14 protein-coding genes are annotated in these 12,642 nt (G+C 36.9%); 13 read left to right on the top strand and 1 reads right to left on the bottom strand.

From position 1 onward, the window contains the following. The first annotated feature begins 107 nt into the window (after positions 1 to 107). The 5 genes from O4O04_RS03690 (at position 108) to O4O04_RS03670 (ending at position 5,466) form a co-directional block, all read left to right on the top strand. The gene (locus O4O04_RS03690) at positions 108 to 1,376 is read left to right on the top strand and encodes a hypothetical protein (RefSeq protein ID WP_272534251.1); all 1,269 of its coding nucleotides are present in this window, start codon (positions 108 to 110) and stop codon (positions 1,374 to 1,376) included. A gap of 10 nt (positions 1,377 to 1,386) precedes the next feature. Beyond that, entirely contained in the window at positions 1,387 to 2,067 is a 681-nt protein-coding gene (locus O4O04_RS03685; protein ID WP_272534250.1) for a hypothetical protein, read from the top strand. Positions 2,068 to 2,254: 187 nt separating this feature from the next. Beyond that, the gene (locus O4O04_RS03680) at positions 2,255 to 3,703 is read left to right on the top strand and encodes a HEAT repeat domain-containing protein (protein ID WP_272534248.1); all 1,449 of its coding nucleotides are present in this window, start codon (positions 2,255 to 2,257) and stop codon (positions 3,701 to 3,703) included. Positions 3,704 to 3,753: 50 nt separating this feature from the next. Next, positions 3,754 to 4,269, top strand: coding sequence for a TIGR04452 family lipoprotein (locus O4O04_RS03675; RefSeq protein WP_272534247.1), 516 nt, complete (start codon positions 3,754 to 3,756; stop codon positions 4,267 to 4,269). Positions 4,270 to 4,281: 12 nt separating this feature from the next. Beyond that, positions 4,282 to 5,466, top strand: coding sequence for a serine hydrolase domain-containing protein (locus O4O04_RS03670; protein ID WP_272534246.1), 1,185 nt, complete (start codon positions 4,282 to 4,284; stop codon positions 5,464 to 5,466). Positions 5,467 to 5,572: 106 nt separating this feature from the next. Here O4O04_RS03670 and O4O04_RS03665 read toward each other — a convergent pair whose 3' ends face one another. Further along, entirely contained in the window at positions 5,573 to 7,612 is a 2,040-nt protein-coding gene (locus O4O04_RS03665) for a methyl-accepting chemotaxis protein (protein WP_272534244.1), read from the bottom strand. A 105-nt stretch (positions 7,613 to 7,717) separates the two neighbouring features. Here O4O04_RS03665 and O4O04_RS03660 point away from each other — a divergent pair, with 105 nt between their 5' ends. The 8 genes from O4O04_RS03660 (at position 7,718) to O4O04_RS03625 (ending at position 12,497) form a co-directional block, all read left to right on the top strand. Further along, the gene (locus O4O04_RS03660; RefSeq protein ID WP_272534243.1) at positions 7,718 to 8,503 is read left to right on the top strand and encodes an SDR family NAD(P)-dependent oxidoreductase; all 786 of its coding nucleotides are present in this window, start codon (positions 7,718 to 7,720) and stop codon (positions 8,501 to 8,503) included. Positions 8,504 to 8,604: 101 nt separating this feature from the next. Continuing rightward, complete coding sequence (locus O4O04_RS03655; protein WP_272534242.1) at positions 8,605 to 9,480, top strand: RNA polymerase sigma factor; 876 nt, start codon at positions 8,605 to 8,607, stop codon at positions 9,478 to 9,480. A gap of 62 nt (positions 9,481 to 9,542) precedes the next feature. Next, positions 9,543 to 9,986 carry a hypothetical protein gene (locus tag O4O04_RS03650; protein ID WP_272534241.1) on the top strand — a complete coding sequence of 148 codons (444 nt, stop codon included), beginning with the start codon at positions 9,543 to 9,545 and terminating at the stop codon, positions 9,984 to 9,986. Beyond that, positions 9,986 to 10,354: a DUF4345 family protein gene (locus O4O04_RS03645; RefSeq protein WP_272534240.1), complete on the top strand. Its 369-nt coding sequence runs from the start codon at positions 9,986 to 9,988 to the stop codon at positions 10,352 to 10,354. The genes O4O04_RS03650 and O4O04_RS03645 overlap by 1 nt, the downstream gene beginning before the upstream one ends. A 28-nt stretch (positions 10,355 to 10,382) precedes the next feature. Further along, positions 10,383 to 11,147 (top strand): SDR family oxidoreductase, encoded by a 765-nt coding sequence (locus O4O04_RS03640; protein ID WP_272534238.1) that lies wholly within the window; start codon positions 10,383 to 10,385, stop codon positions 11,145 to 11,147. Positions 11,148 to 11,151: 4 nt separating this feature from the next. Further along, positions 11,152 to 11,616, top strand: coding sequence for an anthrone oxygenase family protein (locus tag O4O04_RS03635; protein WP_272534237.1), 465 nt, complete (start codon positions 11,152 to 11,154; stop codon positions 11,614 to 11,616). A gap of 14 nt (positions 11,617 to 11,630) precedes the next feature. Then, the gene (locus O4O04_RS03630; RefSeq protein WP_272534236.1) at positions 11,631 to 11,996 is read left to right on the top strand and encodes a hypothetical protein; all 366 of its coding nucleotides are present in this window, start codon (positions 11,631 to 11,633) and stop codon (positions 11,994 to 11,996) included. A gap of 12 nt (positions 11,997 to 12,008) precedes the next feature. Further along, on the top strand, positions 12,009 to 12,497 hold the full coding sequence (locus O4O04_RS03625) for a hypothetical protein (protein WP_272534235.1): 489 nt from the start codon (positions 12,009 to 12,011) through the stop codon (positions 12,495 to 12,497). Positions 12,498 to 12,642: the final 145 nt, after the last annotated feature.

The raw sequence follows: 12,642 nt of genomic DNA, 5'->3' as shown, positions 1-12,642 counted from the left end.
TTAATAGATTGTTCATGTTGATTTTTTATTGACAATTCCACGGAATAGACATAAGTATGTCCTCTAAGTAAATAAATTTCCGAATATTCTCGAACGGAGGAGAAAATATGGCAAGATTATTGCAAGGCATCACTGGATTGCTGCTTTTGTTAGCAGTTTCTAGTATCAGTGCCCAATCCCAAGCAGACTTATTTCGCAAGCCAGGCGTAATTGGAGATTCCTTGAGCCAAGGATTCTTTGGTGCTACAGTTGAAAAGAAGACTCAAGACTGGGCATACCCAGTACTCGTATCCAAGCAAGCTGGATCAAGCGTTACATACAACGAACTGAAAGGACCTTTCATTAACTTGGAAGATGTGCTAAAAGGAGATTGCGGACCGATTTGTATTGGTTTGGCGATCATTGGTGGCAACCAGAAAACTTACTCTCTACCATCCCATGCCGGAATCACAGGCGCCGAGTATACAACAGTTCTCAAGACTTCTGGAAAATGTGAAGATATCACAGCAAAGAAGCAGGAAAAAGATTGGTATTGGAGAACTTGGTATCACTATACTTATAGATGGGTTACCGTAGCAGATTGCCAAGAGCCAGATAAATTCCATCAATTCGGACTAAGAAGTTCTGGAACTCAGATGGAAGTCATGGAGAAAAACAAACCAAGTTTCGTGTTTGGATCCGCTGGTGCAAATCATGTTCTCTGTACAGCATTGCACACTTCGCTTGATTGTCTAGATGAGCCAAGGTTCAAAAGAGATATTAGAGAAGTATTTAGAAGAATGGCAAATATCGGCTCTGTAAAAGGTGGAGTACTTTTTACCGTACCAAACGTTACAGCAATTGCTTTTCTTGAGCCGTACAAAGACCCACAAAATCGTGCAGCTTATAGTGGACTTAAAGCTTTCTTCAGAAGCTCAGTTTCTAGCCCAAGCCACGTTCTTGATGCAACTGAGATCAACACTATCAATAACTTTCTGACAATGCTTAACAATGAGATCAAAGCACAAGGTGCTGCGAATCGTTATGCAGTTGCTGATTTGAAAGTGATATTTGATGACCTTAAAGAAAACGGAAGACCAATTAGACATTCAAGTGGATATAGCCCAGGCAATGCTCAAGCTAACTGGCCACTTCCTGGTAAACCTGGAGTTTTCGGACTTGATGGAGTGCATCCTAATATGTTAGGTCATGCTGTATTTGCTAATGAATTGATTGATTCAATTAACTCTCGTTATGGCTACAACATTGCAAAAGTTGATGAATATTCAGCTTGGTTTTATGATAGCCTCAACAGAAACCCTGTAGACCTTAAGAAATTCTTGACTCAGACAATATTTGGTCAGTTCATTTCTTGGGTGATTGGAATTTTCACATAAGGAGTTGAAGATGGATAAAAGAAAATGGTTATTTGTAATAGTCGGAACCATTGTCCTTTTATTGGTAATAATTCTTTTACCAAAAACTGATAAAGACTCCGATCAAACAGCTCAAAACGATTCCAAGGATAGTCCTTGGTCGTTCACCTCAAGTTCTGGAGGATCTGATTTTTCCAATTTTCCTGAGGCACCAAGACCAGAAGATCAAGAAAAATCTATGGTTGAGAAATTGTGGCCCCATGCTTTGGAAGCAAAAGATCCCAAGCTCAAGGAGAAAGTTCGTAAAGAGTGGCAAGATTTTGCTCGGAAATACCCGAACAATGTGTACATTCCAAACGAATACAAAGGCACTCTAAACGAAGCAGAGGAAAAGCAAATCTTGGATAACCTGGATTCATTTACAGCAGTTGAATCCAAATTTGCTTCTATGATCGCAGCTTCGAAGTATGCAGCTCCTGGTTCTGAACCTCCAGCAAGTCCGAGCGAAAAAGATGCAAATCCAAAAGAGATGGCAACTTATTTCGATTACAAAGTGAAAGAAATGGAATCGAGAATCGAGTTATTGGAATATACATTGGAGAATTCCAGACTTTCGTCTGTTGAAGAATCCATCGCATCCAAGGACATTGCATCTTACAAAAAAGAATTAGCAAGTCTTCGAGAAGCTAAATCTCAAGTTCCTAGTAGCTAATTTTCACAGTTACTAAATTTCAAGGGGCAGTATTTCTATACTGCCTCGTTCTATAACAATAAATACTTGATCTCTAAATCTAATCACTTATACATATAAATTGGTAGTCTATTAAGCAATGAATTATAAATTTCTAATCTTTTCTATTTTCTCTTTCTTTATTTTATCTGAATGTTCTGGACCTCCCATGCCTGAAAAATTACCAGACGATGAAAAGCAACCAGTAGTCAACAAATCGATGATTGAAGATCTAAAAAGCACTGACACCGGGCTTAGAAGACAAGCTGTATTAGATTGTATGGAAAATTACAACCTAGACTGCATTCCTCAGATTCAAAAATTAATTTCCACAGATACTGATCCAGGCGTACGAAGTGTATCCGCAATCGCACTTGGTGAATACAAAGATTTATCATCGCTAAATAAAATCATTGCACTAAAAAAAGACAAAGAAATATTCCCGGATACAATCATCGATGCGTTGAGTCGCATGAAGGATCCAAAAGCCGGACCTCATCTTATAGAATATCTTGATTCGGACAATCATACAACTCGTCTATCGACCGTTGAGGCTTTATTCCAATGCAACGCAATAAACCAAGGATCTGCAATTCTAAAAATGGCTCGTGCCAATCGTGATCCTGAGAAAGACAAAACGTACGCAATGGCGATTGGGAGAGTTAGATACAAACCAGGTGAAGACTATCTCATACAGAATGTTCGGAACGCCCAAGCAGAGGAACCAACCATTGCTGCATCCGTTCTGGCTTTAGGCAAAATTGGTTCTCGTAAATCTACCGAATTGCTTATTCAAAAACTAGTGGAAGATAAATCTAAGATTCGTGAGAATTCTTATATCGCTCTAAAAGAAATAAGAGATCCGTCCACTTTTCCGAAGTTGATCGGATACCTAAGCAATCCAGAGAGAGAATTGCGATACCTCGCAGCTGGGATTATAGCAACACTTCCGAATGAAGAAAACAAACGAAAGATCCGTGCAATCTTCCAAGCGAATAACACTCTGTCTCTTGGACCTGCTGCTAAAATTCTGGGTGAGTGGAAAGATGAAGTCTCAAGACCTGCTATCGAAGAACGTCTAACAGATCTTAGCTCTCCCGACCGAGAAGAGCTTGCTCTATCTCTTGGTTGGATCGGTAATTCTGAATCTGAAACTGTTCTATGGAAAGTAATCCGAGAAAAATCAGGTGAAGCTCGTTATGGTGCAGCATGGTCGCTCGGATTTCTTGGAACAGAGAAATCAATCCCTGTTTTGATTGAAGCGGGGAAATCTCAAGATCGAAGACTTGCTATTCAATCAATTGAGAGCCTGGGTGTGTTGAAAAATCCGAAAGCTCTTAACGATTTGGTAAAATTTGCGTCCGATGATAACCTTGCTCCTTTCGCAATATCTTCATTAGGTGAAATTGAAGGAGACGAAGCGAGAAAGCAAATTGAAGAGCTTGCCTTGTCTAACAAGCTTATCCAAAGCAAACTTGCTATCGAAGCCATTGCCAATCGCAAAGAAAAGAAGTCGATTCCTGTTCTCAAGAAAATTCTAGAATCAGGGAATAAAGAAACTAAGAAGCTTGCCAAATTCGCAATTCTCTCAATTGAAAATGCAGATAAAGAAAAATAAATGCAGAATCATCATATCAATATTGTTTTATATTTTCAGGAGTAGAATGAATGATCTCTAATTTCAATCCAATCAAAGTTTTTTCTAGATTCAAATTTTTCATTTTGATTCTAATCTTGTCAGGTAATTGCATTGTCTTAGATGAAATCGGCCTGGAATCCAATGATAGTATGACTGGCAAAGAAGCAAAAAAGGAAATCTCGCAAGCAACGACAGAAGCTGTTGCAAATGGTCAATTGTTATGGCTTGCACAAAAAGGAATGCAATCTGGAATTCCGATTGTTACACCATTGACAGCTCTGAATGGATTTCTTGCAGGATTTCTCTATCCAATCATATCGGAAATTGAGGATGAAGGATCTTATTTAAAATCATCAGTCTATGATTGCACTTCAATTATTCGAGGTAAGGCGACAATTTATTATGGAGTATTTCTGGATTCACTTCCCCCTGGCAATGCAATTTCTTCATCTGTTCGTGACGCATATTTAATTCCGAATATTGCAGAATGTGAATTGGAAAAAACTGGAATCATCATAAGTTTTGATCCTGTTATAAAATTATAAAGGTAGGTTATTATGAATAAAATTATCATATTAATGATTTCTTCAATTCTATTCGCAGTCAATTGTCATAATGATCAAGATGATGATTCTGCCTCTCTTCTCGTTCTTGCGGGGATTGGTGCGGGACAATGTTCAACTATTGACAATTGCTTCGATCGGTTCTCAAGAACCGCTGATGAAGGAGCTTCACTAATCATCACAGATCGAAACAATAGAACGATTAAAGAAAGAGAATTCGGAACCATTGCAAATGATCGCCATCAGATAATTTTTTCTGGTTCCAAATGGGTGACTGCCGTGACCATTATGCGAGTCATTGACCAGAACAAATGCAACTCCCTCAATCTGGAATCGACCACAGCAAATGTGTTAGGTTGGACTGGAACAAGAGGAACAATAACGATGAGGCAATTGCTTGCTTTTACCTCTGGCTTGAATGATCGAGGTGGAGCAAGTGGACAGGATTCCTGCATTGCAAACCTTCCCGAAAATGCAACATCCGCTCAGAAAGATTCATGCGTAAATAGCATCCGAGACAATACAAAAAATGATACACCGGGCGCACTATTTGTTTACAATTCGAATCATATGGCTGTCGCTCAGCGAATGGTCGAAGTTGCTTGTAATCAGACTTGGAAACAAATTTTCCAGACAGAAGTTTCACTTCCATTAAATTGGAGTCTAACAGAAACTAAATGGGTAAGTGGTTTGGGTGGAACTTTAGGTGGAGATGGAAGTCTCGCTGGAGCGTACGGATTGATCGTAAGTCCCAGAGAATATTCTCGATTGATGCTTGCTCTTCTGCGATCAGGAAATGCATACAATGGAACGAGCGATGTGAATGGTTTTCTAAGTGCAAATGCTGTGAGTGAGATCTTGTCTGATCAGTATCGTGGTGCAACCATTGGATATTCTCAATTTTCAGCATTTGGTTATTCTTGGACTTATGGATTGGGGAACTGGCGCTATTGTAGCAATCCAGGCAATCCAACTGAATGTGATAAAGATCTCATATCTCACTCCGTCGGAGCGAATGGATTCTTTCCTTGGTTAGATCGAAACCGAGGATACTTCGGAATTGTTTCGGTAAATAATCAAGGCGTCAAAAATTCTCTAACGAATTTACCACCTACAGGTAGTTCGTTGTTCTTTGCAGAGACGATTAGACCAATGATTCACAATGAACTGAACCAATGATTCTGTAAGAATCACGAGGGAATAAATCCAAGTTTTTTCGAATAGAATCTTGACTGAGTCGAGATCAGTTGATGGATTCAGAAATTTGGCTGCATTCAATCACAACCTACTTTATATGAAACCAGCCAATAGTTGAATTGAGCTGATGTGATGCAGAATCCAATTTCCCAGAAATCTCAGCGAGAGCTCCAGCATTGTCCGCTATCACTTGCGTTGATTCTGCAATCAATTGCAAACTTTCTGTAACTTGATCGATTGCAATTTTTTCTTCTTTGGCGGATTGATCGATTTCTGCCGATAGACTTTTTAGTTCTCTATAACTTCTATGTATAAAATCTACATTCGTTGATTGTTTGCCAACTGCATCGACAACCGTTTCGGAATTTTTATGAATCTCACTAATATTCGCAAGAATGCCTCGTATAACATCAACAGATGATGATACACTATGTACACCTTGATCTACTGTTTTATCAGAGGTCTGGATGAGTTTCTTAATCTGAGAAACACTTTCACCAGTTTTCTCCGAAAGCTTCGAGACTTCGGATGCAACAACTGCAAATCCCCTACCCATATCACCAGCTCTTGCCGCTTCAATAGATGCGTTCAGAGAAAGTAGATTGGTCTGCTCGGAAATATCTGTAATAATCGAAACAATTCCACCAATTTGACCTGAAACTTCTTGCATATACCGCATGGAATCTGTTGTACTTCCAATCGTATCCTCGCCTAACTGAGCTTGCGACATCAATTGATCCGCAACAATTTTGAGTTTTGCCATCTGTTGATTAACGTAACGAATAGACTCAGCAATATTTTCAGTAATGAATCCAATTTCTTGAATATCATTGGATTCACGAGCAATCAATTTCGCAACTTTATCAAAACTCGCAGATATCTCTTCAATAGAAGCAGACGATTCCTCTGTCTGAGCAGCTTGGTTCTGTGATGATTCCGATAGCATTCCTGCCATTATCGAAGTTTGTTCAGAATATCGAGAAACACGATCTACAAGAAGCAAGATTTCTTTCAATATTTTATTGAGTTCTAAAACAAATGCCTGTGAAGATGAGTATAAACTTCCTATCTCATCATTGTAAGCATAATCAAAACTTTGTTTGATGTTTCCTTTTGCCAATTCGTCAAATTTTACAACCGCAACTGAAAGTGGTCTTGCAATCGTTCTGTTTACATAAGCTTGAAATAGAAAAGCTGCTATACAAATTATCATAGATAAAAATATCGAAACTGCAGATTCCATCTTAAGATTGTTAATTCGCAGATTCAAGACTCTTTCTAAATCATTAAGAACTCTAGTATGTATTTCTTTATGAGAATCAAAAAAAACAATATACGAAGATTCTAATTCTTCAAAATTCTTAGATCCATAACCAAACTGGCTTGGATCATTATTAAACAATTTCGCCAATCGGTAGAATTCATTGAATTTTGAAATCCAAACAGCTTCCTTCTCCAAAATTGATTCCCTTAAAATTATATTGTATTGAAATTCTTTATGAAAGGAAAATTCCACTTCTTTCATAACTTTCTCGCAATCACTCAATAAAAATCTCAAGCTTCCAAGGTCATTTTTAGCTCGTGAATTGGGATTTGAAAACTTTGGAATATTATGATAATAAATTCCGCAATAAAAAACAACATTGGGAAGCTTTAGCATTCCTATATCCATTAGATAATAAGAATCTAGATCTGGATCCAAAATTAAATTGGATTTATCTGTAAGATCAGAATGTAAATCAATCAACAATTTCTGCATATGATCCAATAGCTCTGGGTTGCTATCAGCTTGTTTAAGCTGGGAAATTTCTTGAGCAGTTTCGAGAAGATCTATCATCTCGGAATTATCTAGCTGAATGTTCGAATCGATCAAATCTTGCTTTATAGCTCTAACTCCTTCTTCTAATCCGGCAATTGATGATTTATTCAGATAGCCTTCTTGGATATTTATCATCAAATCCCAAACTGATTTGTTGATTCGCAATCCATGTAGCTCTTGAGAGCTAAAAACAATTGTTTTATATTGATTTCGTATAATCAAAAATAGCAAAAATACGATTGGAATTAATATTACAAAGAGAGAGATATACAATCTTTTGCTGATAGTTAAATTTCGAATAAATGACATAATTTTTCTACTTTAGAAGTAAACTAAATGTAACATTTTATAATTGGATAGAGGATTCAATAAATTTTCTGATTGCTAATCCAATCGAATTGGGAATCTTTAACTATGGTTGAAACAGTTCTTATTACAGGCGCATCTACAGGAATCGGATATGAGTTGGCAATGGTTTTTGCTAGAAATGGAAATAATTTGGTGATAACCGCCAGAGACAAGAAGCGACTCGATCAGATCGCCAAAGATATTTCGACAACTCATGGTGTTGGAGTTAAAGTGATTGCTAAGGATTTGTCCAAACCTACTTCACCTTCGGAAATTTATCGTTCACTTAAGAAAGATAAAATAAAAGTTTCCATCCTCGTGAACAACGCAGGCTTTGCGACAAACGGTCATTTTGCTGACCTTCCGCTTGAAAAAGAATTATCCGAAATCCAAGTAAATGTTACATCGCTAGTTGAATTGACTCATCTCTTTTTGCAGGATATGAAAGAGGCTGGACGTGGCAAAATTCTAAATGTCGCATCAACTGCTGGTTTTCAACCAGGTCCTTTGATGTCCATCTATTATGCAACCAAAGCATTTGTTTTGTCTTTTAGCGAAGGATTAGCTGAAGAAGTTAAGGACAAGGGAATTACAGTTTCCGTTCTCTGCCCTGGTGCAACCAAGACAGAATTTTTCGAAAGAGCAGACATGCTCGGAACAAAAATCGGAGATCAATCTTCGCCACTTATGATGAAGTCTTCAGACGTTGCAAAAATTGGCTATAACGGACTTATGAATGGGAAAGTTGTTAATATCAGTGGATTCTTCAACGCATTCCTTGTTTTTACGGTTCGTTTCTCACCAAGATTTGCTGTGCGAAAAATTTCGAAATATCTTAATTCAAAGCAATAGAATATTAGATAAAGCAAATGAAGATTTGCTTTATCCAAGATATTCTATATTTTTCTCATTGAAATATTTTTCGTCACAGTTAACTATGAGAAAGTAAATTCATGAACCCATTTACTAAGTCATATCAAACCAACAATTCTGATTCCGAACTTATTCAACAGATTTTCGAAGGAAAAAGAAGTGCTTTAAACGATCTGATAGAAAGACACCAACCCTTTATTTACAACATTGCATGGAAAATGATTGGCGATCCTATTCAGGCAGAAGACCTGACACAGGAAGTCTTAATCAAGATCGTCTCTAATCTAAGCTCTTTTAAAGGTGAAAGTAATTTTAGAACTTGGGCGTATAGAATAGTAAAAAATCAATTTTTAAATGATCTCAAAAAACCAGCTAACGTATTCATGAATAACTTTGAAGATTTAGGGGACGCGTTAGATAGAGCACCTAATATAGAATTGACTGAAGATGAAAAATTAGGACAAGCAGAAGTAATCCGCGAGGTGCGACTGCAATGTTTATCAGGAATGTTGCTTTGTTTAACGAAAGAACAACGATTAATTTATATTATAGGTGATATTTTTGGGGGAGATCATACGATCGGTTCCGAAATTATGGAGATTAGCAAAGATAATTTTCGTATGAAACTCAGTAAAGCACGTAAAGATTTATACAATTTTATGCAAAATAAATGTGGTCTCGTTGACAAATCTAACCCCTGTCGTTGTCACAAGAAAGTAACTTTTGCAACCGAAAATGGGATCGTAAACGCTAAAAATCTTTTATTCAACAAGCAAGAATTCTCAACTTTTAAAGCACAGCTCGAAAGCGATGCGAATTACCTTGTAGATGAATCTGAAGTAAAATACTCAGAACTTCACAAAGAACATAAATATAAGACTACATTTGAGAAAAAAACTTTTTTAACGGGCATTCTTAATAGTCCAGAATGGAAAAGTAAATTATATTTAAATTAAAAATTCCCCAAGTCCTTACACATTACTCACTCGCTTGTCAAAACAAGTAGGAGAGAGCAATTGTGTCCTTAAATAATCTAAATCATCAAGGTTTACCTAAATCCATAAAAATAGGTATTTGGGCAAGCTACGTATCCGCCTTTATGCTTATTGGCATTGGCATTTTCTGGCTTATCTTCCCTATGGCTGCTGAAGGCTCATTCTCAATTTCTGCGGATACAGACTCAGCTATTCGTTTTGCTAAGATATTAGCTATTTTCAAGTCCATTTGTGATATTCTTCCACCAATATTTGTCATTCTCGCTATTCAAAATGGTCAATTTAAATTAGCGGGTCAATTTCATCTAGTAACGCTCGTTTTAGTAATCCTCGTAGATATGTGGATTTGGGCTAATTTTGTACCAAATTCCTCGTTGTTAGATATAATTCAACACATCCCATTTGCGATTCCAATTGCAATAGCAGCTTACGCATTTCTTAAAAATTCAAAAAAAGAGGTTCTTTAATGTTACTATTCATCAGAGTATTCTTGCTATTATACGGTATAATTGCTTTGGCTACTGGGTTTATGGGTGCAACCACCCATTATAATCCGGATTTATCGACTCCAATGCAAGACAACAACCATCGCTATGTTGCTGCAATTTGGGCTTCCATGTCTCTTGCCTTTTTTTACGTTGCATGGAATCCATCTGAGGTTTCCTTATTTCGTTTTCTAATGATTGCTTTATTTATTGGCGGAACAGCAAGAGCTTTAGCTTTGATAAATTATCCGCCAACTCCAATTATAATCTTTGGAATATTATTAGAACTTATTCCAACTACTTTTATGTTCTGGATGCATACACAACTTTTAAAAACAGGAAAATTATAAAAAAATAGAAATGAGTAAAATAAATAAAATGAATCAAACAATATTAATCACTGGCGGAAGTTCAGGAATTGGACTAGCAATTGCGAGAAAATTTATGAAAAATAACTACAATGTAGTCGTAACAGGTAGAAATTTATCCAAACTTGAAAAAGTAAAATCGGACCTGCCTTCCATTCATATCGAGCAAAGTGATGTATGCAATGAAGAAGAAGTAAAATCATTGGTTCTAAAAATGGAACAGATTTTTGGCGGAATTGATATACTTTTCAACAATGCGGGCATCATGAATTTGATTGATGCAGGAAGTGAAGAAGATCAATTAAACAAGCAGTTTACCGAGATAGAAATCAATTTTCATGCACCGATACGAATGTTGCACTACTTTCTTCCGCAGCTTAAGAAAAGTAAGAATGCTGTTGTTGTAAATGTTTCTTCAGGTTTGGCATATGTGCCGTTTGCTCAAGCTCCGACATATTCAGGAACCAAAGCAGCGTTACACTTTTGGACTATGGGAATTCGCCCGCAATTAAAACCGCATAACATAAGAGTGGTAGAACTTTTGCCACCTGTGGTAGATACGCCTCTAGCTCATGAAGCTGATATTGCTGAAGATGATAATCTCAAACCTATGCCACCCGATAAAATGGCTGATATTTTCTGGAAACATTTCATGGATGGAAAAGATGAAATCACACCTGGACTTTCCAAACAGCTCAAATTCATGAGCAGGTTAGCTCCAAAATTCATATTCAAACAATTGAATAAACAACCTATACCGAGTAAGAAAACGTAACAGAATGAAAAATACACTACCCTATATCGCGATAATTGGCACTTCAGCTTTTTTCGGAAACCTATTAGTGATCGGTCTTGGCTTCGGCATGTATTGGCAAATGTTGGATCCAATGGAGTTCATGCGGCAATTTGGGATTCAATTCCCGCTTCTACTTGCTCCAACTATGGGCATTTTGCTCCCTGCAATACTTGCTACAGTGGCGATGGTAATTATTACAAAAGGACAACAAACAGTTCGAAAAAATTGGACAATTGCATTGATCTGCTTAATGATTACTTGCACGATTACCACAGTTTATCACCTGCCAACTAACATTGGATTTATAAACATGGAATACTCAGAAGAAGTTGCTGCAAGTAAGCTTAATTTATGGCTTGTGCTGCATTGGGTACGATCTGTATTCGTAGCGGTTGCCGCAGTTTACTCCGTTAAAGCATTCAAGATTTCGCTCTCTCAAAAGGATTAAAGAAGGAGAATACTATGTTATCAGACCATTTCGCTCCAGGTTTACTGGCTCATGAAAAGATGCTTCCAAAAGGAGCATTTCTTTATTTCTTAATCGCAAGCCAATTGCAAGATTTACTTTGGTTAGTTTTTCATTATCTCGGTCTAGAAGCCACAATTCCATCGGATGCACTCATTGTAACTCTGCAAAGCATAACCGTAGATATGCTTTATAGTCATGATTTGTATCCTCAAATTGATTGGCTTTTATTATTTGGCATTCCGGAATTTGCAATTCCTGTAAACACAACAATACCAGTACACTTGCTCACTTACGGAGGATTGGTTATTTATCTCAATCACTTAGTAACAAAAATCACTTATTCGAAACAATTAAACTAGGAAAAAATAAACATGGATAACTTTATTATTATCAACCTGCAGGCTTTTACGGGAACTATTGCAATCATACTCGGCTTTAAATATTGGATACAACCCAGAATTTCCAAGCTAAATATACACGAGGCACTTCTTCCATTTGTATACCTCAACACCTTTCGGTATTTGGGGTTATCATTTATGGCAAAAGAGCAAATGTATGATGGCTTTCCAAGTGACTTTTTAACCACAGTTGGACTCCTCGATTTTGCAACATCCATTTTTGCCATAGTGTCTGTTATAGCTTTAAAAAATAAATGGAAGTTTACCATTCCCCTAGTTTGGATTTTCAATATCGTTGGATTTGGGGATTTGATTGCAGCATTTCCACAGTTTTTTGGTTTAAAACTCTATGATCATAATTTGGGATTTATTTGGTTAATGTTTGTTACATACGGACTCACCACATTCTTAAGCCATATCTATATTTTCTATAGATTAATAAAAAGCATGAGAAAGAATTGAAATATAATTGGCCATGGAAATTTTACATATATTAGGAAGTATGAGCAAAAAAAACGCTTCCCGATCATTCCTTCTAAAAGAATATTATCGAAAAGGGAAAAAATGATCACATGAAAAATCTAGTAGACTTAAAATTTCTATACAT

This window comes from Leptospira sp. GIMC2001, from assembly GCF_028462125.1.
Classification (GTDB): Bacteria; Spirochaetota; Leptospiria; order Leptospirales; family Leptospiraceae.
This window is presented reverse-complemented; position numbering and strand designations above follow the sequence as displayed.

What these genes read in the sequence shown, in the direction of transcription:
- O4O04_RS03685 (WP_272534250.1), top strand. Translation starts at nt 1,387, where the DNA reads ATGGATAAAAGAAAATGGTTATTTGTAATAGTCGGAACCATTGTCCTT.
- O4O04_RS03635 (WP_272534237.1), top strand. Translation starts at nt 11,152, where the DNA reads ATGAAAAATACACTACCCTATATCGCGATAATTGGCACTTCAGCTTTT.
- O4O04_RS03665 (WP_272534244.1), bottom strand. Translation starts at nt 7,612, where the DNA reads ATGTCATTTATTCGAAATTTAACTATCAGCAAAAGATTGTATATCTCT.
- O4O04_RS03690 (WP_272534251.1), top strand. Translation starts at nt 108, where the DNA reads ATGGCAAGATTATTGCAAGGCATCACTGGATTGCTGCTTTTGTTAGCA.
- O4O04_RS03630 (WP_272534236.1), top strand. Translation starts at nt 11,631, where the DNA reads ATGTTATCAGACCATTTCGCTCCAGGTTTACTGGCTCATGAAAAGATG.
- O4O04_RS03655 (WP_272534242.1), top strand. Translation starts at nt 8,605, where the DNA reads ATGAACCCATTTACTAAGTCATATCAAACCAACAATTCTGATTCCGAA.
- O4O04_RS03670 (WP_272534246.1), top strand. Translation starts at nt 4,282, where the DNA reads ATGAATAAAATTATCATATTAATGATTTCTTCAATTCTATTCGCAGTC.
- O4O04_RS03645 (WP_272534240.1), top strand. Translation starts at nt 9,986, where the DNA reads ATGTTACTATTCATCAGAGTATTCTTGCTATTATACGGTATAATTGCT.
- O4O04_RS03640 (WP_272534238.1), top strand. Translation starts at nt 10,383, where the DNA reads ATGAATCAAACAATATTAATCACTGGCGGAAGTTCAGGAATTGGACTA.
- O4O04_RS03660 (WP_272534243.1), top strand. Translation starts at nt 7,718, where the DNA reads ATGGTTGAAACAGTTCTTATTACAGGCGCATCTACAGGAATCGGATAT.
- O4O04_RS03625 (WP_272534235.1), top strand. Translation starts at nt 12,009, where the DNA reads ATGGATAACTTTATTATTATCAACCTGCAGGCTTTTACGGGAACTATT.
- O4O04_RS03675 (WP_272534247.1), top strand. Translation starts at nt 3,754, where the DNA reads ATGATCTCTAATTTCAATCCAATCAAAGTTTTTTCTAGATTCAAATTT.
- O4O04_RS03680 (WP_272534248.1), top strand. Translation starts at nt 2,255, where the DNA reads ATGCCTGAAAAATTACCAGACGATGAAAAGCAACCAGTAGTCAACAAA.